The sequence below is a fragment of the Oribacterium sp. FC2011 genome (assembly GCF_000701645.1).
Taxonomy (GTDB): domain Bacteria; phylum Bacillota; class Clostridia; order Lachnospirales; family Lachnospiraceae; genus Oribacterium.
Genome location: NZ_JNJM01000013.1, coordinates 95,173 through 121,744 on the forward strand (window position 1 = coordinate 95,173; position 26,572 = coordinate 121,744).

The 26,572-nt window shown below is 41.3% G+C and carries 19 protein-coding genes; 15 read left to right on the forward strand and 4 right to left on the reverse strand.

What is annotated here, in order from left to right:
- The first annotated feature begins 2 nt into the window (after positions 1–2).
- The 5 genes from T357_RS20365 (at position 3) to T357_RS0111845 (ending at position 5,628) form a co-directional block, all read left to right on the forward strand.
- Positions 3–905, forward strand: coding sequence for a 3'-5' exonuclease (locus tag T357_RS20365; RefSeq protein WP_031552791.1), 903 nt, complete (start codon positions 3–5; stop codon positions 903–905).
- 174 nt (positions 906–1,079) lie between these two features.
- On the forward strand, positions 1,080–2,291 hold the full coding sequence (locus T357_RS0111830; RefSeq protein WP_031552793.1) for a hypothetical protein: 1,212 nt from the start codon (positions 1,080–1,082) through the stop codon (positions 2,289–2,291).
- Between the two features lies 1 nt (position 2,292).
- Entirely contained in the window at positions 2,293–2,955 is a 663-nt protein-coding gene (locus tag T357_RS0111835; protein ID WP_031552795.1) for a hypothetical protein, read from the forward strand.
- Between the two features lie 5 nt (positions 2,956–2,960).
- Positions 2,961–4,796, forward strand: coding sequence for an AAA family ATPase (locus T357_RS0111840; RefSeq protein ID WP_031552797.1), 1,836 nt, complete (start codon positions 2,961–2,963; stop codon positions 4,794–4,796).
- A gap of 151 nt (positions 4,797–4,947) precedes the next feature.
- The gene (locus tag T357_RS0111845) at positions 4,948–5,628 is read left to right on the forward strand and encodes a hypothetical protein (protein ID WP_031552800.1); all 681 of its coding nucleotides are present in this window, start codon (positions 4,948–4,950) and stop codon (positions 5,626–5,628) included.
- Positions 5,629–5,697: 69 nt separating this feature from the next.
- On the opposite strand, the gene T357_RS21210 is transcribed toward T357_RS0111845, so the two are convergent.
- The gene (locus T357_RS21210) at positions 5,698–5,886 is read right to left on the reverse strand and encodes a hypothetical protein (RefSeq protein ID WP_155991406.1); all 189 of its coding nucleotides are present in this window, start codon (positions 5,884–5,886) and stop codon (positions 5,698–5,700) included.
- 137 nt (positions 5,887–6,023) lie between these two features.
- On the opposite strand from T357_RS21210, the gene T357_RS0111855 reads away from it, so the two are divergent.
- The 5 genes from T357_RS0111855 (at position 6,024) to T357_RS0111875 (ending at position 10,932) form a co-directional block, all read left to right on the forward strand.
- A complete protein-coding gene (locus T357_RS0111855) occupies positions 6,024–7,730 on the forward strand; it encodes a single-stranded-DNA-specific exonuclease RecJ (protein WP_031552803.1) in 1,707 nt (568 codons plus the stop codon).
- Between the two features lies 1 nt (position 7,731).
- On the forward strand, positions 7,732–8,892 hold the full coding sequence (locus T357_RS0111860; protein ID WP_031552805.1) for a hypothetical protein: 1,161 nt from the start codon (positions 7,732–7,734) through the stop codon (positions 8,890–8,892).
- A gap of 135 nt (positions 8,893–9,027) precedes the next feature.
- Positions 9,028–9,792: a class I SAM-dependent methyltransferase gene (locus T357_RS0111865; protein WP_031552808.1), complete on the forward strand. Its 765-nt coding sequence runs from the start codon at positions 9,028–9,030 to the stop codon at positions 9,790–9,792.
- 3 nt (positions 9,793–9,795) lie between these two features.
- Positions 9,796–10,416 carry a class I SAM-dependent methyltransferase gene (locus tag T357_RS0111870; protein WP_031552811.1) on the forward strand — a complete coding sequence of 207 codons (621 nt, stop codon included), beginning with the start codon at positions 9,796–9,798 and terminating at the stop codon, positions 10,414–10,416.
- Between the two features lie 9 nt (positions 10,417–10,425).
- The gene (locus tag T357_RS0111875) at positions 10,426–10,932 is read left to right on the forward strand and encodes a methyltransferase family protein (protein WP_031552815.1); all 507 of its coding nucleotides are present in this window, start codon (positions 10,426–10,428) and stop codon (positions 10,930–10,932) included.
- A gap of 172 nt (positions 10,933–11,104) precedes the next feature.
- On the opposite strand, the gene T357_RS0111880 is transcribed toward T357_RS0111875, so the two are convergent.
- Together T357_RS0111880 and T357_RS0111885 are read right to left on the reverse strand one after the other, a co-directional pair.
- A complete protein-coding gene (locus tag T357_RS0111880; protein WP_031552818.1) occupies positions 11,105–12,862 on the reverse strand; it encodes a hypothetical protein in 1,758 nt (585 codons plus the stop codon).
- A 239-nt stretch (positions 12,863–13,101) separates the two neighbouring features.
- Positions 13,102–14,469, reverse strand: coding sequence for an RNA-guided endonuclease InsQ/TnpB family protein (locus T357_RS0111885; protein ID WP_049962404.1), 1,368 nt, complete (start codon positions 14,467–14,469; stop codon positions 13,102–13,104).
- A 78-nt stretch (positions 14,470–14,547) separates the two neighbouring features.
- On the opposite strand from T357_RS0111885, the gene tnpA reads away from it, so the two are divergent.
- The 4 genes from tnpA to T357_RS20370 all read left to right on the forward strand — a co-directional run bounded on the left by tnpA (position 14,548) and on the right by T357_RS20370 (position 23,715).
- The gene (gene tnpA / locus T357_RS0111890; protein ID WP_031552824.1) at positions 14,548–14,973 is read left to right on the forward strand and encodes an IS200/IS605 family transposase; all 426 of its coding nucleotides are present in this window, start codon (positions 14,548–14,550) and stop codon (positions 14,971–14,973) included.
- A 147-nt stretch (positions 14,974–15,120) separates the two neighbouring features.
- A complete protein-coding gene (locus T357_RS0111895) occupies positions 15,121–20,070 on the forward strand; it encodes a hypothetical protein (protein WP_031552826.1) in 4,950 nt (1,649 codons plus the stop codon).
- Positions 20,071–20,080: 10 nt separating this feature from the next.
- Complete coding sequence (locus T357_RS0111900) at positions 20,081–21,883, forward strand: hypothetical protein (protein WP_031552828.1); 1,803 nt, start codon at positions 20,081–20,083, stop codon at positions 21,881–21,883.
- A 308-nt stretch (positions 21,884–22,191) separates the two neighbouring features.
- Positions 22,192–23,715 carry a carboxylesterase/lipase family protein gene (locus T357_RS20370; protein WP_049962405.1) on the forward strand — a complete coding sequence of 508 codons (1,524 nt, stop codon included), beginning with the start codon at positions 22,192–22,194 and terminating at the stop codon, positions 23,713–23,715.
- A 97-nt stretch (positions 23,716–23,812) separates the two neighbouring features.
- Here T357_RS20370 and T357_RS0111915 read toward each other — a convergent pair whose 3' ends face one another.
- Complete coding sequence (locus T357_RS0111915) at positions 23,813–24,376, reverse strand: TetR/AcrR family transcriptional regulator (RefSeq protein ID WP_031552836.1); 564 nt, start codon at positions 24,374–24,376, stop codon at positions 23,813–23,815.
- Positions 24,377–24,612: 236 nt separating this feature from the next.
- Between T357_RS0111915 and T357_RS0111920 the strand changes: the two genes are divergently transcribed.
- Positions 24,613–26,505 (forward strand): FAD-dependent oxidoreductase, encoded by a 1,893-nt coding sequence (locus T357_RS0111920; protein ID WP_031552839.1) that lies wholly within the window; start codon positions 24,613–24,615, stop codon positions 26,503–26,505.
- The last annotated feature ends 67 nt before the right edge of the window (positions 26,506–26,572 follow it).

A 26,572-nucleotide genomic window follows, 5' to 3' on the forward strand; every position in this document is an offset into this window, starting at 1 on the left:
ATATGAGAATGTTGTCATATGATTTGGCGAGACATCTCATGCTCGCCCTTGAAAAGCCAGTAGTTTATGTTATTTACGATCTTGAGACAACGGGGTTTGATAGGGATAAAGATCGGATTATACAGTTCTACGGAAAGAAAGTCATCTTCGATGGAGATGATGGATTTATCACAACTGATAGTCTGAATCTTCTCATAAATCCTGGATTCTCTTTGCCGGAAAACATCGTTACCCTTACTGGAATGACAGATGAGATGCTTGAAGAAAAACCTAATGAGTCCGATGTATTTCGGACCATTAAGGATTTCATGGAAGGCTGTGTTCCCGTTGGTTTCTGTAACAGAAGATTCGACGATGAAATGCTCGATTCCATGTTCAGAAGATGCAGCGGAGAATCGTTTACGTTTGATTATGAAATAGACGTATATGACGAGGCCAAAGTCCTAATAATGGACGGTGAGACCTCCAATAGAAAACTCAAGACATATGTCACAGAGTTAAACATTGTGGGGCCTGATCACAGCTTCCACGATGCATCAGCAGACGTGGATGCTACAGAAAAACTCCTGTCCTATCTCATACCACTTGCAAGAAAACACGTAGAGAAGATTATCCCGCTCCTAGTGAAAAACAGGGTAAAGAGACTTAAGTATTTTGAAAACAGGTCTCTTTCAAGGGATGCTTCGAAGGATAATTGTATTTACATCGCCACCGACAACGGCGATTTTAAATACATGGAAAAAGAAAAATGGCAATGCACTACATCTGATCGAATTGAGAGATATGATATAGATGACATGGCACATCAGTGTATGGCAATGGCCGGAGCTGATAACATGGATGATGTATTCACGGCTGTAAAAGAAGCCGGTGGGATGATCTACCCAGTTGCCGAATTCGTATAAAACTCACATAATTTTTAAAATGAGCGTCCAAAACCGGGCGCTCATTTTTCTATATAAAAAATCTCCTTCCATAATTAGCTTGTAACGTAAATGAGTAATCCGGAGTTAAAGACGAGAGAAAAAAGTCAAAAACTCAGATTACTCTGTTTTTTATGCCAGGAGGCAAAGAAAGATATGAGTAATATCACAGAAAAGTACATCGAGGATAGGTTTGCTTTTTTTACCAATAGTGAAAAAGAAATCTATGAATTCATGGAAGAAAATGATGTACATACCTACGTAGAAAGGACCCGCACTGACCAGATATCAGTCATGGTGCTCCGTGATGATCCTGATTGTGGGCCACCTAATATTCCTGTATGGAGCATAGAACCTAACAGACCGTTGGCAAGGACTGTGAAGCTTAATGTTAAAGGCGCCGTGAAAACGGTCGCAATAAACGAAAGATTCCAGCCCGCTAGAATTCAAGTTCCACAAGGTGATTTTAAGATCAATGAAGATTTGGTACTTGGTATTGGCGGGAGTGCCTACCTACTTTCAGGGAATGCCTTATCAACTCTCTGTCAGAGAATTGATTACGATGGCGGAAAAACCGTAGGTGGTCTCGATAAGGCGAGTGAAATCGCAAAGAGACTCATGACAACCAAGGCAACGGTAAAGGCGGTCATAAAGACAGCAGACGGAATTGGAAAGATTCATGCATTCCTTTCAGACAGATATTGTGAAAAGAAGCTGTCTGATATGGAAAAGCTGATAAGAGAATTCCGAAAGGATCAAAAGCTAGGGAGACTTGAATTCATGTCTGGTTCCTACAATCACCGGTACACAAGGCTCCTGTATAAGCTGCCGGAGTATGAAAGGCTGCTGAAATTAGACGGTATCAATATGGTCCCATATATCGAGATTACTAACTCGGATACAGGTAATTCCTCATATACGGTGTCGGCTGCCTGGAAAACTCAAACTAGCCACGAGGTCTTTTATTCTTCAAGGGAAAAGTTCAAGCATAACTCCCTTAAGACTTCAGACAAGGACATAGTTGCAATGACATATGCTCAGTTTGAGCATTATGTTAAGCACCTTAAGGAACTAAAGAAGAAGCCAATGGTGATTGACGAAAAGATCATCGACAAGGCTATCGAAAAAGTGTGTTTTGAGTATTCGCCTTTCAGTAAGAAACGGCTTAAAAAAGCGGCTCTTAAGAAGCTGAAAGAATTGAATCCCGAAAAGAGTACGGCATATGACCTGACAGAGATTATGTGTCAGTTGCCGGAGCTTCTTGAGGCACATTTGGCAGAAAAGGGTCAGACGCTTTGCGATGAGACCTATTTCAAGTTAAGAAAAGCGTTGGCCAATGTATCAACTCTTGATATTGAGGGGGCTTGATATGTTTGGACTGATATTCGAAAAAGAAGAACTGGCGATCATTTGCGGAGAAATTATCTCCGCAAATGATTTTATAGATCATTTTGAGGTAGTCATAGAATACGAAGAATACCATCAAAATAAGAGAGCGTCCGAAAAGGTAAGGACTAATTTCATAGTCCGGGATGTAATTATAGATAGCGAGGAAAAGAACTATGTTCAGTCTCTGAGAAAGAAAATCTACTCAGGGAAGTTAAGTAACGGATCCCATGTAATTGCGTTCGTCCGTTTTGGAGACATCCTACATCTTGAAGGTCGAGCCTATGCAATTAAATCATATGGTGAAATCTCCCTTGGTGAAGACAGAAGGAACTACGCCATCATCGGAGAAGTTATGAAAATGGAAGAAAAGTATTCCGATAGGACAGGACGGGAATTCTTAAACATAGTCCTTTATATCGGAACGAGGAATGATATGCCAGAAGAAGTGGTGATTAACATCACGGGTGACAATAAGATCGCAATGGCATTGGAAGAAATACACCTTGGTGACAAGGTATGCTTCAAAAGTACGCATAAACCATTCTATTCAAACAAGAGTGGGAAAACATACTACGAAGCAAACGATTACCTTGTAGTCGAAAAAGGTGTGAACGCAATGGGACAAGTCCCGCAGAAAGGATAAATACTATGAAGATAAAGAAGTTAGAGGTTAAGAACCTCAATGGTAGAACATTTAATGTAAGCATCACAAACCCGTTAACAGTTTTCCTTGCACCAAATGGCGTAGGTAAAACTACGCTGGTGACGGCCCTGAACATAATCTTTGGTGATAAGCCAAAGAATGTGTTGCCTGAATATGCAGTTCAGGTAACCGTCAATGACGGGGTAAAGCTTGGCGTGAAAAAGACACCTTCAACTTACTCATATTACGTAAATGGGAAAAAGGTTACACTGGAGGCTTATACAAAGGTTCTTCTTGATGAAGCCTGTGAAGGCGGAGATGTAGATTCTGCAGAAGCACTGAGGGTGACAACGACTTCAGAGCTTTTTAACGCTGCTCAGTCTGAGAGTATAATGGATTATCTACTCCCGCACATCGGTTCAGCACTCGATGCTGACAGAGTGCTGGCATTCAGTCCATCGGCTTCAGATTTAGCAGAAACAGAACTCCGAGCTGTCCTTCCTCCGATGCCGGAGAGCTTCGATTTAGCAGAACTCGACAAGGCGCAGAAGTTGCTTTCGGTAAAGAGAAGGGAGGTGAACGCGGAACTTAAGGCCATTAAAACAATGGCTGACAGACTGCGTCCCAATCCTGTGAAGAGGACACTTCAGGAAGTTGAGGATGAAGAAAAAGCGTTTATCCTTGCACACAAGGATGCAACACTCATGATACAGAAACAGCGGGAATACGAAGCTGCGGTAAAAAAGGCAGAGGAGCAGAAGAAAGTAATCGTAGCTTATGAGGAACAGCTTAAAGAGATTGATAAGCTTCTTGATGGAAGGACTGCTACAGATGAGATGAAGCAGAAAATCCAGGAGAAGAAAGAGCTTGCTCAGAAATCAAAAACAGAGCACTCAAATCTCTTGGCTACGCTTAGTAAGGATGTGTCTCTCATAGAGACTACTCTTGAAAACCTCGATAAGCCTGTATGCCCCATTTCCGGAAAGCTTATCTGCACAACAGATAAGACAGGAGTGAAGAAAGAACTTCAGGAAAGCTTATTGCAGAATGAAGCATGCATTAAGAAAGTGCAGACAGCGCTTGATAAAGATGCTGGAACATTGGAAAAGTGCATTGCGAATGAGCGAATCTGGGATGAAGTTAGTAAGCTTGAGAACAAGCGTAAGACCATAGCTGCATCCAAAGAAGCATTTGAGAAGAATCCGATTGAAATCCCTGAAAAGCCCGCTGATGTTATTGATGCATCGGAGTACGATGAAACTATACGTAAATTAAAGCTTGAAGCCCAGGACATCAAGGATACAGAGCAGAAGAAAGAGCTTGAAGGTAAGATAGGAAAGCTTACCGAGAGTGCCGAAACTCTTGATATCCTTGTTAAAGCATTGGATTCAAAGGGTGTGATTAAGGCCCAGTGTGTAGACCTTTGCATACAGGACATAAACACTCTTTTGGAAGATCGTGCCGGACAGGTAATGGAAGGATTCTCAATATGCCTTAGACCTGAGAATGGAATAACAATCTATGCAAAAACTCCAAACAACAAGGAGTGGACACAGCATAGTTTCCTTTCTTCCGGAGAAAAGATTGTTGTAGCGGTTCTTATGATGGACTTAATAAACCAGATGGCTCCAACCGGAGTTATGGTTATTGATAACATCGAGCAGTTAGATCGTGAAACTATCGAAAAGCTGAAGGCGATGCTTACATCTCCGGAGGTAGCGCTTTGGTATCACAACGTATTCGTTATGGGCGTAGACCACAAGGAAATTGTAGATGCCTTCAGCGACCTCAACGCAATTCATATAAAAGATTCAGATATAAAAATAGAGTCTGCGGCTTAATTATTTCGTTTTTTAAAGAGTGGATTTCGAAATTTTCGGAAATCCGCTCTTTTTTTGTCTCAAATACACATTATCTGAAAAATCCCCTTTCATAATTAAAGTGTAAGAAAAAATGCAGCAATGCAGTACGAATTAAAAAGGAGAAAGCATCATGGCAGTTTTAAACAGATTTTTCGCAAAAGGAAGAGTTACAAGTTTACAGAAGATTGCAAAAGGATATTCATTTACGGTGGCATCCCCTGTGTTTGTCACAAGAAGAAGAGACAGCGAGATAAAGACCGTAGCTGTTGAGACATATCCAAACTTTTTTGTAACAGCTGGTTCCGATGCCGAAAAGTATCTTTTGGAAGAGAAGATAAAGGTAGGTGATTCTATCGAAGTCGAAGGACATTTTAAATCATATATAGATTCAAGACATCAGGAAGCAGTGACCGACATTGAGGCAACTATCATTAAAAGAGATATATCAAGACTAGATTCAGCTTATTTTATTCCTGGCAGGGAATACTCGACCCCCGAAAATTCCGGTTATGTATCAGGGAAGATCACAGAGATACATCTTACGTCTATTGACAGCAACAATAAGCCTGCGGTGATCCAGATAGACATATCTGAAAATGACAGAAAAAATGTAGTAAGAGCTCTCTGCTATGGGGCAATTAAATCAAGGATTTTAAAGGAGGCTCATGTTGGTGATGAGATAAAGACATACGGAATCGTCCAAACTCCGGACAAGAAAGCCAACAAGGACAAAAAGGTGATATTCTATCATAATTACACAATCTATGATTATGCGATAGCAGAGAAGAAGGACAGTACCAAAGCATCTTAACTACCTTAATACATACAAAATAAACCCTCTTGAGTGCAAAAATTTCTTGCATCAAGAGGGTTTTGTATTTTAATCATCAAATCTCACAAGATGTGGCATGTACATCATGTCGTGAAACTGCTGTATGCACATTATAGCCATCGTCTCCCTGGAAGTATCGGACTCGGGAAGTGTAATTTTTCTCTTTTGGATCATGTCATCCAGAAGATCAACGACAGAATCGGGTATCACCATTGAAAACTCTTTAATCTCGCTCAAAATTATCACTCCCTTCACATTCTTATTTTAAGAATAACGAAGTACATACGTGATTTCAAGACTATAACTCTTTTCCCCTTCCATAATTAATTTGAAAAAAGAATAAGTCATATGGAGAGTATGAAGAAAGGAATCAAATGAAGATTAGAAATAAAGAAAAGTCTATATCTCAAATCGTGACTGAAAACACGGGAATGACCGTGGAACAGTTGACTAACGATAAGAGAGTATGGACATACGACTTCCATGAGTTATTCAAACTCTTGGAAAAGAAGAAACCGAAGAGAATCCTCATCTTCGGTGACTATGACGACGATGGAGTCTGGGGGACCTGGATACTGAAGGGTGTCATGAAAGAAATCACCGACGCAAAGGTCCTTACAAGACTCCCACATCGTCTCAGCGAAGGGTACGGGGCAAAGCCTTTTCAATTAGAGCCCTTTGGACTTACCGAAAACGATACGGTGATAACAATTGATAATGGTGTGGCCGCACTCGATGCGATAGATTACGCAAAAAGCTGTGGTTCATCTGTTATCATAATGGACCATCATCAACCGGTAATAGATAGCGAAGGGAATGTGATACTTCCTAAAGCTGACCTCATATTCGACGCGCATTTTGATGGAAAAAGTAATTTTAAAGATTGGTGTGCAGGCGGCATGGCTGCAATGCTAGCTTTGCAGGCCCCTGTTTCAGAGCAGTTTAAGAAACAGGCGATTGTTGCCGGTGCGATTGCAACAGTTGGGGATTCAGTAACGCTAATCGATGGTAACAGATGGCTCTTAAAGGAAGGACTCAGGCTCATAAATTCCGACAAGGAATCACGTAGCATGGGGCTGTACTCCTTAATGGTAGCCATGAACTGCGAAGAGTATGTGGACGAGCAGACTATCGGTTTTTCGATAGTTCCATGTATAAACGCGGTCGGAAGGCTGCTTGATGACGGAGCAGAACAGGCTTTGGCTCTTGCAGACATGGAAACTTCATTTAATGAAGCCTATGCAATTGCAGAACGCTTGGTAGCAATAAACGAGGAAAGAAAAAGCCTTACGGACTTTTGGGCCGGAAAGTGTTTTGAGTTTGTTGAATCCAAAGGTTATGACAAGGATAAGGTAATACTCATTTCAAATGACAGCATACATGAGGGAATCGTCGGCATCATTGCGGGTAAACTCATGGAACGGTATAACCGCCCGTCATTTGCATTCACTAAGCACTCGACGGATGAATTGCTGCAGAAAGGTTCAGGAAGATCCGCCCAGGGAGTGAATCTTAAAGAGCTTCTGGACAGGCATCAGGACCTTCTCTATGGTTACGGTGGTCATTCCGGAGCAGCCGGACTCACAGTATCGAAAGACAACTATTGTGAGCTTCGGACCGCACTCAATGAAGATCTCAAAGATATTCCTTACGATGAAGAAACAATTGTTGCAGACATCGTAGTAGAAGCAAAGGATATCGATGAGATATCGAAAGAAATCGACAAGTTTTCACCATATGGAGTGGGAAATCCCGCTCCAGTCTTATATATCCCCTATTTCAAACTTTACCCCATAAAAGGCAATAATCTGTATCTTGCTATTGGAAAATCGGGTGTCAAATTCCAGGGAATTTCAATTCAGGCAGTCTCTTTCAGAGGCTTAAAAGAATATGAGGAACTTGGATTCCCAACAGAAATAGGATTGGTAGGTACGCTTGGGAAAAATTATTTTAACGGGGAATTAACAACACAATTCCTCGTTCAAAATATACTTCCGGCCAAAATACCGGAAAGAGAAACATTACGGAAGACGCCTTTACAGCTCATGCTGGAAAGAAGACGTCAGAAAGGAGTGTCATAAAATGACAAACGAAAAAAGAAACAACAGAGAATATGCAGGACAGCTTGCAGTAGTAAAGAGAAACGAGAAAAACATATCCGTAAAGGATATGTATACGCCGGTTGAAGACGGTCATGACAAACCATTCCTTCAGGTGTTATCACCGTATTCGGTAAATAAGCTGAATATACTTGATACATCTAAGCGTGTTGTTAATTATGAGGGGCAGATGAGAAACATTTCTCTGTATGCCAATATACCTCAACAGGATATGGCGGATTTTACAAAGCGCGCCGATAATGCGCTTATGTTCATTATGATGTACGAGCAGGGACTCTTCACGCCTGCAGTGTCAACACCAAAGACAGAAGCTTCGGGAACTATGGCCTTCGATATCTTGAAGGTAGGTAACTGGGGGAAAGCAAAGCAGAACCCCGGAGACCTGATACTTGGAGCTACTGACCTTCCTGTGTTGTTAAAACAGATGGCTGGACAGAGAGCATTTCTTCTTCCGGGAAAGGATAAATACAAAAACAACGCTCATGACATTGCGGCAATCGATGCTGCACTTGAGCTAATGGACCCGTCTATTGCCATGGATATTAAGAGGAATGTTTTTGATGAAAGTAAAGCGAGTACCTTTGCAATAACCTTTTCACCTAAGGATAGTGCTCTTTTCAAGGCTCGTCCGTCTGAAGAACAGATGACAGCCAAGACGCGTACAGCCGGAGGAATAAGGATATATCCGTCTGCAAAAAAGGGTGGCGAGTTCAACGATCCAACGAAACCGTTTAGTGGTGAGTACGTTGTTCGCGGTAAAAAACTCGTCAAGGTATCAGGGGACATTCGGAAGACAGATACCGATACGATTTACCGTATGTGGTATAAATTGGTTATTACTTGCGATGTAACTAGAGATCAGCCTTTTAATTTTCACATGGAGAATTTCTATGCTCCTGTGAAGATGCTTGGCGAATTGGAGAATCCGGACATGGCGAGGGCCTGCAAAGTGTCAGAACCGGCAAAGGGTATCGATACTGAGGACTTCACCATGACGGAACAGGAATTTGTTCAGTTCGTGGAACAAATGAGGTTCAACCATGATTCTGTGAAGAGACTGTGGTATGGGAATGCAAGGAAAGAGGATATGGCTAGAAGGTTTAAGCCTCAGCCTGTTGCCTAATAACAATTAACATACAAAGGATCGGATATTTACAATGTCCGGTCCTTTTTCTGTATAAAAAATAAAAGGTTAGTTATAGCTAACTAAATGTGTTATTATGTAGGCATAATTATGTTAGGCAGAAGGGAGAGTCTTATGAAAGCAGACTATAAGAATTGGATGCCCAAAGGGATGATAGCTTGTTCTCTAGCAGTATCTGTAGTTTTAACCATTATTACTATGATGATTGGAGTAAAAAAGAAAATCGGAAAAGTAATGCTTGCTGTTTCAATTATGTGCGGACTTTTGACACAGTGGATGTATTTACTGTACAGAGCTTTTTCCTATGACGGGAAAAGACAAATGTCAAAACAGATAATAGATGGTGTTTCTTCGTACATAAGAATTCCTGATGGCGGTAAATGTCTTGATGTAGGATGCGGAAGCGGGGCACTAAGTATAGCAGTAGCAAAGAAGAACCCGACGGCTCAAGTAATCGGGATTGATCGATGGGGAAAGGAATATGCTTCTTTCAGTAAAGAACTATGCGAAAGTAATTCACGGGCTGAAGGAGTATCGAACACTACTTTCCAAAAAGGAGATGCAATAAGTCTCGATTTCCCTGATGAGACTTTCGATGCTGTGACAAGTAATTACGTATATCACAACATCCAATCAAAGGACAGACAGGAACTTCTACTGGAAACACTGCGTACTTTGAAGAAGGGCGGTACTTTTGCAATACACGATATCATGTCTAAAAGTAAATATGGTGACATGGAAAGCTTTGTAAAGAAGCTTAAAGATATGGGATATGAAGAAGTAAAGCTCGTTGATACTACTGACGGTATGTTCATGTCAAAGTGGGAGTCAACATGGATGGGACTCAGTGGCTCAGCAATTCTCGTGGGGAGGAAATAAAAGATGGGATTTATCAAAAAGTTTTTAAATCAGACAAGAAAGCCGGAGGGATTCCTTGGTAAGATGATGGTAAATACCATGAACAGTGGGCACGCCAAATTGGCTGACTGGGGCATATCACATTTGGAGAACATAACTCCTGAAGAGATTCTGGAAATCGGGTGCGGTGGCGGAAGAAATGCCTATGAGCTTATGAAAAAATATTATTTATCAATTGTCACTGCCATTGATTATTCGGATGTATCTGTTGAGAAGGCCACAGCATTCAATGAAGAAATGATAAAGAAGGGACGCTGCAAGGTACAAAAGGGTGATGTATCAAAGCTTGGATTTGACGAAAAGTATGATCTTGCCACAGCTTTTGAGACTATATATTTCTGGCCGGGACTTGAAAAATGCTTTTCAGAAGTACATAGAGCTATTAAGCCCGGTGGGACATTTTTAATTGTCAATGAGGCAGATGGTATCGATAAAGCAAGCCTGCAGTTCGAGAACATCATAGATGGGATGAAGTGCTATACCCTGGATGAGATTGAAAAAGCATTGATAAATGTGGGTTTTTCAAGCGTCAGTAAATATCATCATGAGAATAAGCCGTGGATTACTGTTGTTGCAAGGAAATAAGGTTTAAAGATGTTAAAAAACTATATGAAGGAAGACCAGAAACTTCCTTTGTTTGGAATTGGTCCATATTTAGTCTTAACTATGGCTATTGTTAATATCATAGGGGTAATACTGTTTGGGTATGTGTTAAAGTTAGGAACCCTGAAGGACGAATGGATTATAGTTTTTCGTTTAATAGGAATGGTGCTCATAATTTTCGGTATATCTATCTGGTATATAGGAGCAGTGAAGTCGGATATGGATGACTCAATAACAGAGAATCGGCTTCAGACAAAAGGGATATATTCGATAGTTAGGAATCCTATGTATAGCGGATGGTGGATAGCATTTTCAGGAATAATCCTCATGTGGCATAATGCATGGATGCTTCTCCTTCCACTGATTAACTGGCTCGTCATGACCGTTATTCTGGTTAACACAGAGGAAAAATGGTTAACACACCTTTATGGTAACGAATACACTGAATATAAGAAACACGTTAATAGATGCATTCCGTGGAAAAGAAAAAGGAAGTGATCTAATCAAATGCCTATCGAATCTTATGGGAATCTGGAAGCGCCAACTAAGAGATATGATGTTACACAGCCTGTTATTTTGAACGGATAGCGTCCAATGCTTCTTTAAATTGTGATTATGTCATATATATCGGCAATATTTGAAAATATTGCCGATATATATAGTTAAAGAATCAGGTATGTTCCTTTAATGTTGCTTCGTCCGGTATCGGAATATCCATGCCGTCATTAGATACTAGGAACCCTCTGTCAATGAGGTATTGTGTGTAATTTGAATATGGGATAGGATGAGAGGCACCACTTTGATAGGATTGTTCAGCCAGCCATATCTTTCCGTTATAAGCAGGTGTACGCACACGGAGTTCAGAGAAGGAGTTTGTCATAGAGCAGGCCCTGTGGCCTGAACCATTTGATCCGAAACTGTTAACAACAGGGATATCATGGTACTGGTAGACAAAAACAATTCCGTCCTTGAACGTTCTACGGAATCTCCATGATCTTGGATGCCCAAAATTAACATGATATTCTAATGCTAAATCCATTAACCCTTCAAGCTCATATGGTTTGACGGTAATCATTCCAATACCTGTGTGTGATGTTGTAGCTGCCATCTCGTCAGAATCAAGCTCCTTAATAAGCTGGTCACCATAATCCATACACTCTTTTGAAAGTACCTGTTCTGTATATTCCTCGCTAAGATAATCAACTAAACCTTCATCAAAAGCACAGTATCTTAATGTCACTTCTTTGCTCACAAAATGTTTTTTTGAGTCTTCATTATAGAGCGTGGAACTGAGTGCTGTATCTATTTCCATTTTAGTAATAGTGGAGTTTTTCTCAACTACACGGCAAGGCGCCCATCGTTCTCTCATTCCTTTAAGTATGAATTCTGCTTCTTCTGGACTAAAGGAAGAGTCATAGAAAGCCTTTGGATTCGTTGCTTCTGCCTGCCACACAAAATCATTCCAGTTCTTTTGGGAAGTATAGATTTTGTGTGCTCCGCCTTTAATGCCATGAAAAACGTTATATCTGGTCCCCAGGATGAACGCGAGATATCCAATGCTCTCATTGTTTCTTGCAGGATAGCACCATACAGCTATATCCTTTAGTGTTTTAACAAGCACATCGGCATAATGGTTTTTGATCGTACCGTTCTGCTGTGGGTTTGCAACTACGGCATCACAGACATGTATATAGTTAACGGTTGACTGGTCCCATAAAACATACTCCGGGACCTCAAGGTTATAGCGCTTATATGTAGTAAGCAAAAATTCAAGGTCAGCCATAATCATGAAAAGAAGTTTTGAAGTCCTGTCAGTTTCATGACTACGTGGATCAAGAAAAGCATCAATATTAACAGCAGTCCATTTAAAACAGCAGAAAAACTCAGAATATGAATATCCGTTTTCTAAGACAAACTCAAGGGGGAATAGTCTTCCGTTATGCTCGACAAACTCTGTTGTATTGATGTATTCGTTATCTGTTCCGTATACAAAATATGTATGGCGGTCACCGACAATAAATGTACTGTAGAATCCATACTCCCGAGCAGCATCGCAGAGATTTCTCACAGCAAGATTTTCAGTAATGATTTTCTTAAAATCTTTACTCATCTCATCAGTTTCCCTGTTGTTGTACATGGTTCTTAGCTGAATTTCTGAAACGTCATAATCTCGCTTTCCCCAATCAGTATGATATACAAGGGTTTCATGTTCCTCTAAAGGCGTGAATAAACGTTTATCCGTAGAGGACGTGTTTGCTAAGGAACCTTGATTGTGACAAGGGCGAAGGACTGTTGGAGCCTCCGTTTTGACAGGAACATCATTTATTGTCTTATGAAGAGTATTGTCATAAGTCTTGTCACCTGACTCATTAAGCGAACCAGCATCTGATTTTTTATCTACATCAAAGATTTTTCTTATAAAACCCATAAAATACCTCGGACCAGTTGTGATGCAAATAATGATTATATCAGTATTCTCACTATAATTATGTATAGATTTCACTCTAACATTATAGTTGCTGATGAACCTCCACCCCTAACACCCTGACGGGCTTATAGAGGTGGTATCTTTGGCGGTCGTAACACTTACGTCTTTCGAACTACAAGAAGAGCTGTACTTAAAGTATGGCTCTTTTTCTGTAGCTGTCCGTACCAACACAGGCTAGTTCACGCAGCCTTTATCCGTCTTACCGGAATACCTTGGGGATTCAGTTCGTGGAATCCTAACACTTCAGGATTTGTGAGAAATTCAATGCTGTCCAGTTTGTTTAAATGCCACGCATTTGGGTCAGCCTTTCTAAGAATGTTTGCAGCTCCATTGATGTCAGCATTTATAACGGTTCCGTTCGCATTACGATAAAGCCCACGTTTAATTCGTGAACCGGAAAAATCAGCATTATAATTATCAATTCCATACACGGGAATATAGTCACCATCAAGAAAACTTGCTTTGGATGTGTAGCTTTCTTCCTGTAGTACAACGGTTATACCCGCCATGGAAGCCTTATACTGGATCATCTGCTTTAACTTTGCTATTGGCATCTGGACGAAATTCTGATTGTTTGAATCACCGATATTAAGTCTCTGCTTCCAATACTTATTTTCTCCAAGTACAAGCAGGCTTACATCGTGGCTTAAACAGTAATCAGCAATACTGCGGCTGATTTTGTGGATCTGGTCCCTGACAAAATTTGCGTGGTTATAACCCAACTGCCTTAGATGCTTTGAATCAGCATGCATTTTAGAATGACCTTTTGTGATTATGCTTACGGCTTTAGCCTTGTTTTTGGCATAATAAGCGTTTTTGGAAAGAATAGCACCGCCTTTGTATATCCTGGATGAACCATCCGTTGATACTATAGCTGCAATATTATCCACTCCAAAGTCTATACCTGCCTTGTTAAGGCCATTGTTTTTGACATTGATATCGTCACTTTCAAAAGTCAGCGACATGATAAATCTTCCGTAATAAGGGATAATCTTTAATTCTTTAAGCTTGCTGTTTGCAGGAATGTTGGCTATTTTAAGCCTCTCTTTGACAAGAGGTAGCTTTAACTCTCTCCCATAAACAACTGCATCCTGATTAGTGATCGTAACCGTGCAGGCTGACTTTTTGTAATGCGGCATTTTAGGTTTGCCAAGATATTTGTCAGGATGCTTTTTATAATCCTTAATCGTCGCAAGCCAGTTCTTGAAGTCCTGCACTGCCTGTTTTACGACTGCCTGTGCTGTCTGCATGGGAAGTGATGTAAAGAAATCAGGGTTTTTTGTTACACGCATGAGCTTTTCAAGATGAGAATAACTAATAACCCGCTTAACCCTTATCGAAGGATAACTGCTTTCAAGAAGTTTGATCTCTTTAAAAACCTCTGCTTCATTAACCGTACGGACAGACTTATCCCAGCCTGTAAAACATTGTCTGATTCTGTATAGCGAAGCATTGTAAAGTTTCCACGCCAAAACAGTATAATTGTTGCAATAACCATATGACCAATGTCTGGTATTTGTAATATTTATATGGCTTACAATATACAAATGGTTGTACCCCTTAAAAACTCAGTATTTATCGTATATAATTATAATAATTGTATATATGGTTGTAAAGGAGGTAACATGTATAAACGCAAACAAAACCAATCCTATTATGTAAACAGGCACAGCTGTTTTTTACTGCAATACCATATGGTCCTTGTCACCAAATACCGCCATCCGGTGATAACAGGGGTCCTTGGCGAAAACCTTTATGATAAGATAAAAGACCTCTTTGAGGAAAGAGGTCTTAATATACTTGAGATGAACGGTGAGGAAGATCATATACACATCCTGTTCGAGGCAGACCCGATGACAGCTCCCGGAGAGCTTGTTAATGTGGTCAAGACCCAGTCATCAAGAACCATCCGAAAACTGTACGGAGATACACTGCTCAAAAAATGGTACTGGGAGCCATATTTCTGGTCTGAAAGTTACTTCGTGTGTACCGTGAGTGAAAATTCATTATCGATGGTACAGGAATACATCAAAAATCAAGGAGTGGCTTAAAGGCATTCACCCACACCCATGCGATGCGTAGCTCCTATGGACGTGGCATTATGCCTGAACTGATAGAAATATTACAAAATTTCTCAAAAAAACCTAATACGAAAAGAAGTCCACACATAATTCTCCTATACGGAGGATTAGGACTACATGACAAATTTAAGATCTACTGACAAGAATTCCATAAAGCTGATTATTCAGGCTTACGCATCGATATTAGAAGCATTCCCGGAATTTTTCGATCTATATCAGGAATATCATATAAATACATATAAGCTTACAGAAGTCACTATTCAGAGAAATCGTTCTTTTGAAAGAGACCTGATGCATGATGACCGGATGGTTGTTGTGACAGCAGACACACAAACTCTCGGTGAATTTTCTGTAAAACTTAGAGAAAAGGGTATACAAGCTGAGTTTGTCGGTGTTGGTGCCTTCGGGCCGGAATTCAAAGCATATTCAGAAAATGTTCTTGTAGCAAGATATATAGATTATGAAGGGATACAAGATATTAAGTCTGAGTATCTTGCTGAGATAGAAAAGCAGCTTGAAGAAGAACAAAAAGCACTGGAAGAAGCAGAAGAATTAGAAAGGGATATAGAGGAATCCCTTCAAGAAGAACCAGAGGAAGCTGAAGAAGAACCGGTTGAAGAAGAGGAATCACCCGAAGATGATGAAGATTCTCCGGTTGATGATGACTTTTATGACAAAAAGAAGAAAAAGAGAGAGAACAAGGAATCGGACATTCCCTCTCACGTCCCTCCTACAGAGGAAACAACTTCTTATGAGAGAGAAAACAAGGGATCAGACACTCACTCTTACGTACCTACCACAGAAGAAATATCTTCTTATGAAAGTCCTTTTGAGAATAAAAAAGATGAACAGAATAAGGGCTCATCGGAAAATAATGCGAGTTTTGAAACATCCCAGGGCACCAATCTCAGAGATGTAACCCTTGATAACCTGGCTAATGATGAGATAAAAGCTGAAGATAGTTCTCAAAAAACTGACAGTACGATTAAAACAACTCCGAAAACTCAGGAAGCAGTAAGAAAGCCCGATGAATGGAGTAACGAATATAATGAATCACAAAAGAAAAGTCCTTATGAAACAAAAACAGACGGTTCATACAGAAACGTAACAGGAGCAAGTTCCGATGAACCTAAAAAGGACATAACCGAAAACAAAACCTACGAGCCATATAGAAGTGTAACGGAAAAGAGAGTTGACGAACCGAGCAAGGACTTATCGGAAAAGAAAACAGGCTTCGGAACAACAAAAGCAACCAATTTAAAGGATGTTACTGAAGAAAATCTTGGTAAGACAGGCACAGTAAAAACGACACCAATAACACCTGATATCGTAAAAAAATTTGACGAGATACGTGATCAGGTAAAGGGCACAACCAAAAGATTTGAGTCTTACTGTAAGGATAGATTTGGTGGCAGAAGTAACAGAGAGGATCCATTTAAAAAGAAGGAAGAAAAAGCAGAGGAGAATAATCCTAACTACAGAGGCAGAACCACATCATCCGTAAAGCTTGAAGAGCTTAAAGAAATAAAAAGGCAGATTGATGAACGTTCAGAAAAGATAGATGAACTGAATACTAAAAAAGAACGCATTAGCAAAACAGGAATCTATAATTTCGACAGTAATGCTGCCGGCACTACAGAAAAAGATATCTTTAGTCAGGGTGTCAATGTAAATGAATGGGCGTTTGGTAATGGTAACGGTAAAAATCCCTTTAATACTAAAACTAAAACCGAAGAAAATAGATTTACTCAAAGTAGCACATATGCAAATGATAGTTTATTCGCGAGCGAAATAGTAAAAACCCACACCATCGATTTCACAAAGGAAATCATGACGCAAAGGACCATTAACACCTTTAAGTCGCTGAGCGATATGAAATCTGTTCATCAGGTGGGAAAGATTGCCGGAAGAGTTGCAATGAATGCTGTAATGAGTGGTTCTGACGGACAACAGGTACTAAGAGAATGCTACATGTATGCATCACCCATGATGAATTATGCAATGGGATGTCTCCTTGCGCATGGGGCAATGGTAAACGGTGCACATACTAATATCTCGGCAGGGGTATTTAAGAACATCTTTGATGAGTATATGGATGTCATTGGAGAAAACTCCTCTCTTAACACGCTGAAGAATAATCTATTGTTTGATAAGCTCATCCACAAGAGTTTTGCGGATTATACCGATGCAGAGATAATGCAGTATTTCCACATCGGAAAAGATAAAGTAGGTGACTTTAGGTCATTACAGGAAAAAATTCTGAAAGGAGTAAATATAAATGACGCCGACATAATCAAAAAGTTCGGCATAGATAAAAAAACACTTGAAAGCTGGAAATCACTTATGAAAGGTGTGAATGTTGGGGAAACAAACTCACTCATGAGTTCTCTTATGGGAACAAGGAATGGTGGTTTCCTTAACATGGTAAGACGTTTCACCGACCAAAACATTGCAAACGTAATATGCAATATGAAATGTTCTGACGAGGCTAAGAAGATCCTTCTCGGTATGAAAAAAGCGAATATCTTTGACCAGGCATTCCTTGATGACATCATGAAAAAGCTAAAAAGAGTGAGCAGTTCTGAAGAAGCACAACAGTTTATATCACTTCTTAAAGCAGCAAATCAGGAAAGACTATTCCGTATGCCGAAGTTCTCACAGCTTATGGGAAGTTATTTCATGCTTGTCTCAATGAAAGTCGGGGAAGCACTCCGGGACACTGACTTTGGACACGGACTAAGAAGCTTTACACAGACCGCAAGAGGACTCAGAACGGCATACAACAGCCTAATAAACCTTATAAATGCCTACGCAAAAGGTGTTGCAAAGATAAGCATCCATGCATCGGTAAAGGCGACTCAGGTGGTATCGTTCATGGAGAAAGCAAAGGCTGGTAACGTGGCGAAAGCAGTAGCCAAAAGATTCGGTTTCGACAATACACTAGCAAAATTCGGTTCAAAAGCATCTGCTAAACTCGCAGGATATCTTGCTAAGACTTCAGTAGGAACAGCTGCAAAGGCTCTCGTCGGAAAGATCACAAGCACAGCCGCATATCAGGCTGTGTCGGCAGCTGTAAGTTCAGCATCAGCTACACTCGCCGGCGTCGTGGGATCCATAAGCGCAGTATTCTGGTACGTGGTGCTAATTGTATTTGTAGTAGCATGTCTTACATCACTTATATCAATGCTCACAAACATCGATGATCCGTCGGATAGTGGTTCAAAGAATGGAACTCTTGCAAACGGTATCATTGCTGATGAAACAGACTTATTAGCGATGGTGAAGGATTCACTTGAAGAAAAGAACAAAAATTTCTCAAACATAATAAATGAGTCACTTAACAACAGACAGAATTTTGCATATCAGGTAGGTTCTGTTGCAAATGAGAATGTTACTTTCTACGAAGCCGAGAGAGTAGTATTCAGAGATGCCTACGGTAATGAGCTTGAGCCTAATCATGTAGACCTTAATAACACCGAAGATATCCTTTCAATGGCGTCAAGATATATACCTTACACTTTCAGAAACACTGTTAACCTTAAGGGTGATGACCTGTTGGCAGAACAAGAGATAAGGCAGTATTTCATTGATTACTGTGAGTTCCTTTGGGCGGCAACACATCAGATAACCATCGAGGAATACAGACCCGGAAATTCGGCCACACAGGTTACGGGTACTGATGACGCACAGGATACATCCGGAATGGTGACAGACGCTGTCACAGGAGCTTGTCCCGAGGACGGAAAAGTCATGTGGCTTCAGGAGGATTACACACCGAATATCGTTACGGAATATGATGATGACGGAAATGAGCTTAGTCAGCAGTGCTCAAGTTGTGATGTACCTATCACAAACGGAACAGGAAGTCACAAATCAGGACTATGCTCACATCCTAGAGATGATGATCTTGATGTGACTCCAAGAATTGATGGATGGAGAAAGACAGAAGAATGGAGATGGGGCGTAAACTGCCTTAATGGTTATTCCTCCAAAGGTCACGGTGACCATACGCATAAGGTGCTCGTTGGATATGATGATCAAGGAGATCCCGAGTATGATTACGAATTTGAGGAATGTATGCTTTCAAGCGGAAGCTATGGAGACAATAAAACATATCCAAAGGATTCAAATGGTTTAGGAGGATCATTCCATATCCATGAGAATGATCATATCCATAAGGAATACAAATGGGTTTATGAGTGTGGCGGACACATGGGAGTAGTTATCTATGTAACTATAGGTAACATTTCGAGACTTCCCGGAATGAAGCCCGCAACGGATATTGATTACGATAAAGTCGGAAAATATGTGGACTATGATCCGGATGCTCTAAAGGTCCATCGATCAGGCGGAGGACTCGGAAGAATAAATGCAATAAGTACCGGAACAAACTACGGTATACAGGACCCATTTAAGGGACAGGCTTGGCCTGATCTTACCGATGACGAGATAAGAAGAATAACAGCCGGATGTTTAAGTGAACAAGGCTCATATGAAGGAGTTCTATATGAAGCATCCTTGCTAGCAAATATATGTGACAAAAAATCCATATATGGCGATAACCCGAAAGCAGTAATTAATTCTGGCTGGTTTGCTCCGGAAACACATGACTCTTATAGTTTAGGCTATTCAGTAAATGGGGGAACTATCACCCAGGAGATGCTCGATGCTGTTAGCAGAATATTACGAGGTGGAGAAAGAATAACTCATGCGGATGAACATGATTGCTTCTCTGATATATATCTGATTGAAGTAAATGGACGTAAATTGACATCCAGAGCAGATATAGAAAACCGAGACAATTACATCCCGGGCGAGACCATTATTCATAGAAAGGGTGAAGATTCTGTATATAAGTTCATGACCTTTGCCCGCAATGATAGTGATCCATTTGGAACAACCGATCTAACCTTCACTTATAACTTCACGACATCAACCGGCATCATGGAAAAGGTTAATGAGACTGCTGAAAGCGAAGAACAGACAACACAGAACACAACGGGTATTTTGGAAAAGGCTCAGGAAGCTGCCGGAAAAGAGAAACAAAACAAGAAAAGTAAGACATAAAGGATAATAAATGGTAACTATCAGATTTAAAAACTTTATAAGAAGAATATCCATGCTCACATGCCTTACGCTCATAGTGTGCCTTATATTAGGCACACGGGATGTAAGCGCCGCAAAGAAAGAGTACGGATACCTCTATTTCTACACCATAGACAGCGAGGAAATAGAGAAGCTTGAAACAAAAATGTTGGTAGGAAGAACATTCACGTTTCCTGATCCGGAAAAATATAAGTATCTGGGTTATGAAGACGGTGAAGGAAACATCCTGTTTAATGAGCATAATGATGAAGTACATGGAATTGAATGGGTGGAAATAAATAAGGACGGGGAGCCCACAAGTAGAACATATAAGGCGGGTGATACTGTTCAAATAAAAGAAGGTGAGATGAGGTTCAGGGTTGTATCAGACAATCCAACACTCACAGGAGAAAATCTCATCTCCACAAGCAGTAGGGATCACGTATTCCTAAACTTCTATACACAGAATGGGGAAGAGATCGAATCTTTAAGCAAAGAGATATTTAAAACAGACATTTATGAATTTAAAGATCCGGATGATTACAGGGACAGCGATGGCCCGCTAAACGGGAAAGGCATCTACTGGTCAATAACTGACGAGGATGATAATAAGTATCTTGTAAACAAGGGGGATAAAAAGACCTTTGAACCAGGATACTATGACATAAAGGTGATAACCGATGATCCTGTCACAGTAAATTTCTATTATCCAGAAAGTGCTGACGGAGAGGACCTTCTCCAGAACGCTAACACAAATGAGTCGGTATACTCCGGTTCGTTATATAAGTCTTTTGAAGCTAAGGTCGGTGACACAATAACACTCTACAAGTCACTGGGTACACTTGCCATGGACTACCGCGTCTTTAAGGGATGGCGGGAAGAACATGAAGGCACGGAAGATGATGATTCCGCAAGGCTATATAACGGAGGAGGAACATACAAGATCTTCGATAATGACGGATATGGACTTGGATTCCATGCGGTTTATGAAGAGGATGAAGACGCATTCGATCCATTTGAGAGAGATGCCAATGGAAATGAGCATGGAAACGTAAGTGAAAGCAAGATATTTGTTAATGTAGATGATATTAACGAAGCTGTTGCACATGGATACGAAGCATATATAGATTCGACAGGAAGAGTCACAAGAAACAACGATGCAGTACAAATCAATGAAGATGTAGTTATAAAGGGAACGCCGGGAAAGATAAAGGAAAGAAAGGATTTTACTTCGTTAAAAGAAGGCGGAGACAAGAATAATCCTGAGGACTACGAGCTTGATAAGTATGGGAATCCTATTGAAGAATCTCCCCTTAAGGATGACCTCCAAATCAATGATGTTTTAAGACAGGATGACTCCGCATATTACATGGACATCATTGGAAATTCAATGATCTATTACAACAAACTCACGCTAGAACATAGGATAGAGCTTGCATACAGAAGATATTCTTCGGCACAGACAGAGTCATACGCTAATATCCTTAAGTCATGGGATGCTAAGAAGATAGAACGATTCGTTGCAATAAATTTTGCCCTCTTGAAAGGCAGCTATCCGGCTGAAGGAGAAGATCTTATAGAGTGTGTTGCCGATGAATACAAAGGCAGTGACAGCATAATATGGAAATCCGAATACTTAAATGAGAAGGCGTATAGGAAACTAGTCCAGCTAAAGAAGATCTGGACCGGTTGGTTGGATGAGTACTCGGATGGTCTGTATGAGGAGTATCTGGCCAAGGAGGGAAAGGGGTCTTCCGGCGGTAGTAAGGTAAAATCGGTAGCTTTAGGGCATTAAGGAAGGGGCTGTCGCTTTAGATCAATGATTATCATTTTAGTGCGACAGCCCCATTATGTGAACCCGGGTCTTTCGACCAGTCCTAAGTGCTATTATAATACTAAATTGCCCTGTGTTTTTCAAAATTTTCAGCATGACTTCCTTCTTTATGAAGTAAAGTTCATCAGGTTTTCCTTCTCATTAAACATACAAAAACAGCCGGCGGAATTCATAAATACACCGGCAGCCAGCTTTTTATTCATCAGTGCAGAATATGATGATATAATTGTTGAAAATCCCTGTCTGATACCATAGAAAGGAGAACTTTAATGACAAACCAAAAGATCAAAGATGGGAATTATGACAATTCGTTGGCCGTTAAATGCAGTAACGGAACATTCGTTGGTCAGAAAACGGAGAATATCATCTCCTACAAAGGCATTCCTTTTGTAGCTGAACAGCCAGTGGGCAACCTGCGCTGGAAAGCACCGGTTTCGTTTGCTCCGGACGAAGGCGTTTATGAAGCTTTTCATTTTGCAAAACTCGCTGTTCAGGATAAATCCATCAGCGATAACCAGGGCGAAGATTGTCTGTATCTGAACGTATGGAAAAGTGATGATGATTCCACAGAGAAAAAACCCGTAATGGTATGGGTTCACGGAGGTGCTTTTGCAGCCGGCGGAACAGGTATTGAGCTGTTTGATTGCTTTAATTTGGCAAAAGAGAATCCCGATATCATCTTCGTCACTGTCGCCTACAGGCTCGGCGTTCTTGGTTTCCTGAATCTGTCGCACCTAGCCGACGGCAAGGACTATCCTGACTCACAGAACCTGGGGCTGCTGGATCAGAAGATGGCGATAAAATGGGTTCATGAAAACATCGCCGCCTTTGGAGGCGATCCCAATAACGTGACCATCTGGGGCGAGTCGGCCGGTGCCGGAAGCGTAACCATGCAGCCCCTCATCCCCGGTTCAAAGCAGTATTTCCAAAAGGTCATCGCACAAAGCGGTGCCCCATCGCAGACGAATTCCGTGGAGGAGAGCATCGCTGCCACCAATGATCTGATGAAAGCCCTCGGCTGCAAGACCGTTGCCGATTTGCTGAAGGTAGATGCCCGGACGCTGGTGGATACAACAGCCGAGACGATTCCATTGCGTCTGTTCCCTGTCAGAGACGGACGCATCCTGCCTTTGGACCCCTGGGAAGCATATGCCAATGGCATCGCCAAAGACATTACTTTCCTTCAGGGCTGCAACAAGGATGAGATGAACTGCTTCGTGGCAGACTGGACTGTGGAAGGCTTCAAGGCATGGGCCTCTGACCGTAAGACAAGGAAGTATGCCCATATGCTGACGGATGAAGAGAGAGCAAAGCTGGAAAGCTTTTGTAAGGAAGGAACCACTGAGGACTGGGAGCCCGACAGCCGTCTGTTCGGCCACAGCTGGTTTATCGAGGGTGCTATCAAAATGTCGGAGAGCCAGACTATGGGTGGCGGCAAATCCTACACATATTTCTATAGGGTAGAGTCTTCTGATCCGATACGAAAAAGTGCCCATTTCGAAGAGGTGCCAATCGTATTCGCACACCCTGAGCAGATCGAAGGAAGACAGTATGACGAGACTTTCTCGAAGACCATGCGTAAGATGTGGGTACAGTTCGCCAGAACCGGCGACCCATCTCTCAGTGCCGACATCTCACCCGATGGCAAAGCCAAGAATTGGCCTCTCTACGACCTTAAGGACAAGAAAGTTATGGTCCTTGACGAGTTCGACATCCATCCGGCTAAGGAGTCTGAGGTCAGGATCGTCGATTGGGACAGAACCACATTCCTGAACAAATACTATATGCTTTAATCAAACTAAAAGGGCAATCATTTCCCGCAGAAACCAAGGGCGCACCTTACGGGGCTGTCGCTTTAGATGATTATCAATCTAAAGCAACAGCCCCTACTTATATCCCGACAATAATATCGAAAGCTTTTTTATATTCCGCTATAAGATCATATCTGCCATCTTCTGAAGCCCATGAAATGCTTATACTACGTAGTGTGTGATATAGAATAAAGGCAATGGATTCAGGATCATATGGATTATGGATTTCCCCGGCATTCTGAGCTTTTTTCAACAGCTTAACTGCAACATCAAAGAGATACATCCCTTCAGGGAAATGAGCATCACCAGCCGTTTGGATTGTCAGTATATAAACCTGTTTAACAATATTTGGACCATACTGCATTGACTTATCGCAATAGACTTTCATTATCTGCCATAAGATATTTACGCTTTTTTCTTCTGAGGCAAATGTATTTAGGAGACGCTCTGCCTGAATACCCCAATATTTTACTACACCACTTAATAGCTCAGCTTTGGATTCATAATGGTAGTAAAATGTCCGTTTTGTGATCTCGCATTTTCTGCAAATGTCCATGATAGAAACATTATCATATCCCTGTTCTTTAAACAGTTCTAGCGCTGTATCGCGGATCATATCTTTGGTTGAGGCATTGTTAGTCATACTTTTTCATTTCCTTCTTCAAACTTATTCTTTAGTGTACTCACCTAACCGTTAGATTTCAATGGTAGGAAAATCGACCTTAAATGACTTGTAGATGTTGCACAAATCATCAGGAATTCATTTGTCACTTATTATGATTGACCGAAATGCAGGTATTTGTTAAATTTTTTGTTATTGTTACCGAGGTAACATATAAATGTATATAAAGTAACATTTGAATAACGGAGGAGTTAGAGATGAGAAGATCTGTTTTCAGAACATCAGCTGCGCTGTTAATGGCAGCAACGCTGGTTGGTTGTGGCAGCTCCACAACTACACCAACCACCACAGCTCAGGAAACTACAAAAGCAGCTGCAGAAACTACTGCAGCCGCAGAAGCATCGGGTGCCGGAGTAAGCGGTGAATTTGAAGGAACCGGAAAGGGATTTGAAGGCGATGTTACAGTAAAGATAACCGTTAAAGACGGTGTCCTTGAATCAGCAGTAATTACTGGTGATAAGGAAACACCTAATGTCGGTGGTAATGCAATCGAAAAGATGATGTCAGAAATGAACGAGCATCATACAGTTAACATTGATTCAGTTTCCGGAGCTACTTATACAAGTAGTGGTGTACAGGAAGCTATAGCGGCAGCATTGGCAGCGGCAGGAATGACAAACAAAGACTTCCCTGAGATCGAGAAAGCTGCAGCACAGACTATAGAAAAGGAAACAAGTCTTCTTATTCTCGGTGGCGGCGGAGCCGGTCTTACCTGTGGTAATTCCGCACTTGATTCAGGACTTAAGGATGTAACCATTCTTGAAAAGATGAGCTACACCGGCGGCGCAACTTCCAATGCAGGCGGTATCGACGCAGGTCTCTCGAAGCTTCAGGAGGAAGTTGGTCTCACAGGTGACAGCGCACAGCTTATCCATGATGACATCATGGCTTCAGGTGAGAATCACAATGAAGACCTCGTTTGGATCATGGCAAACAACCAGGGTAAGACTCTCGACTGGTTAAAGGAAACAGAGAATGTTCCTTTCAATGACCGTTATGCAAGTGATTTCCCTGAGCACACAGTTCAGAGATTCTTCGTATGTGACGGCGGTATGTCAAATGCCATGGAGATCCTCACAAATAACTTTACATCAAAGGGCGGAAAGCTTGAACTTGAAACAAAGGCTGAGGAATTTATCACAGATGATGAAGGAAGAGTAGTAGGAGTAGTTGCCACAGATGCAGATGGTAATACCATTAAATATAAGGCTGATGCTGTCGTAGTTGCTACAGGCGGATATGGTGCCAATGCTGAGATGATCTCAGAAAAGAAGGGTGACCTTCAGTATGCTGTATTCTACGGTGTTAAGTCTTCAATGGGTGACGGCCAGAAGATGGGTGAAGCTGTCGGTGCAAAGATGCTCAATATGGGCTATGCTAAGATGTATCCTAACGGTATTTCAAAGGGTGAAGATACCATCGATGGATATGCAACACCGATGCCTACCCTTACAACAGTTAACACAACTGGTGCTTTCTTCGTAAACAAGGATTCAAAGCGCTTTGTAAATGAAACACTCGCATTTGCAGATATCAAGAATGCAACAACAAAGCAGCCTGACGAGATCATGTATATCGTTATGGATCAGAACGGTTATGATATATGGTCAGAGATGGTTTCAACAAATACTTCTGCCGTAGGTAATATCTCTATGGAACAGCAGGAAGAGTTCTTTAACTCTGATTCAGATCATCCGACATTTGCAAGAGGCACTCTCAAGGAAGCAGCTGAAAAGGCAGGACTTGATCCGGAAGCATTATCAGCAGAGCTTAAGAAATGGAATGAGACCGTTGAGTCAGGTACTGATTCTGAGTTTGGCCGTACAGCCCTCACAAAGTTCGATGAGGACAGCACGGTTTACATTATCGAGCAGAGACTCCGTTTTGCAACAACACTTGGCGGATATGATGTAACAGCTAACTTTGAAGCACAGAAGGAAGACGGAACAGTCATCCCCGGTCTATATGCTATAGGTGAAGTTACAGCCGGCTGCAACGGTACTGAAGCAATCCCGGGTTCCATGGCAGCATGGGCAGTAACATCAGGTTATATATGCGGACAGCAGCTTGCAGAGTCACTTAGTAAATAATACTGTTATTTTAGAGGAATGAGCCCAAAAAGCTCATTCCTTTTTTGGTTTCAAAGTAGCTCATGTT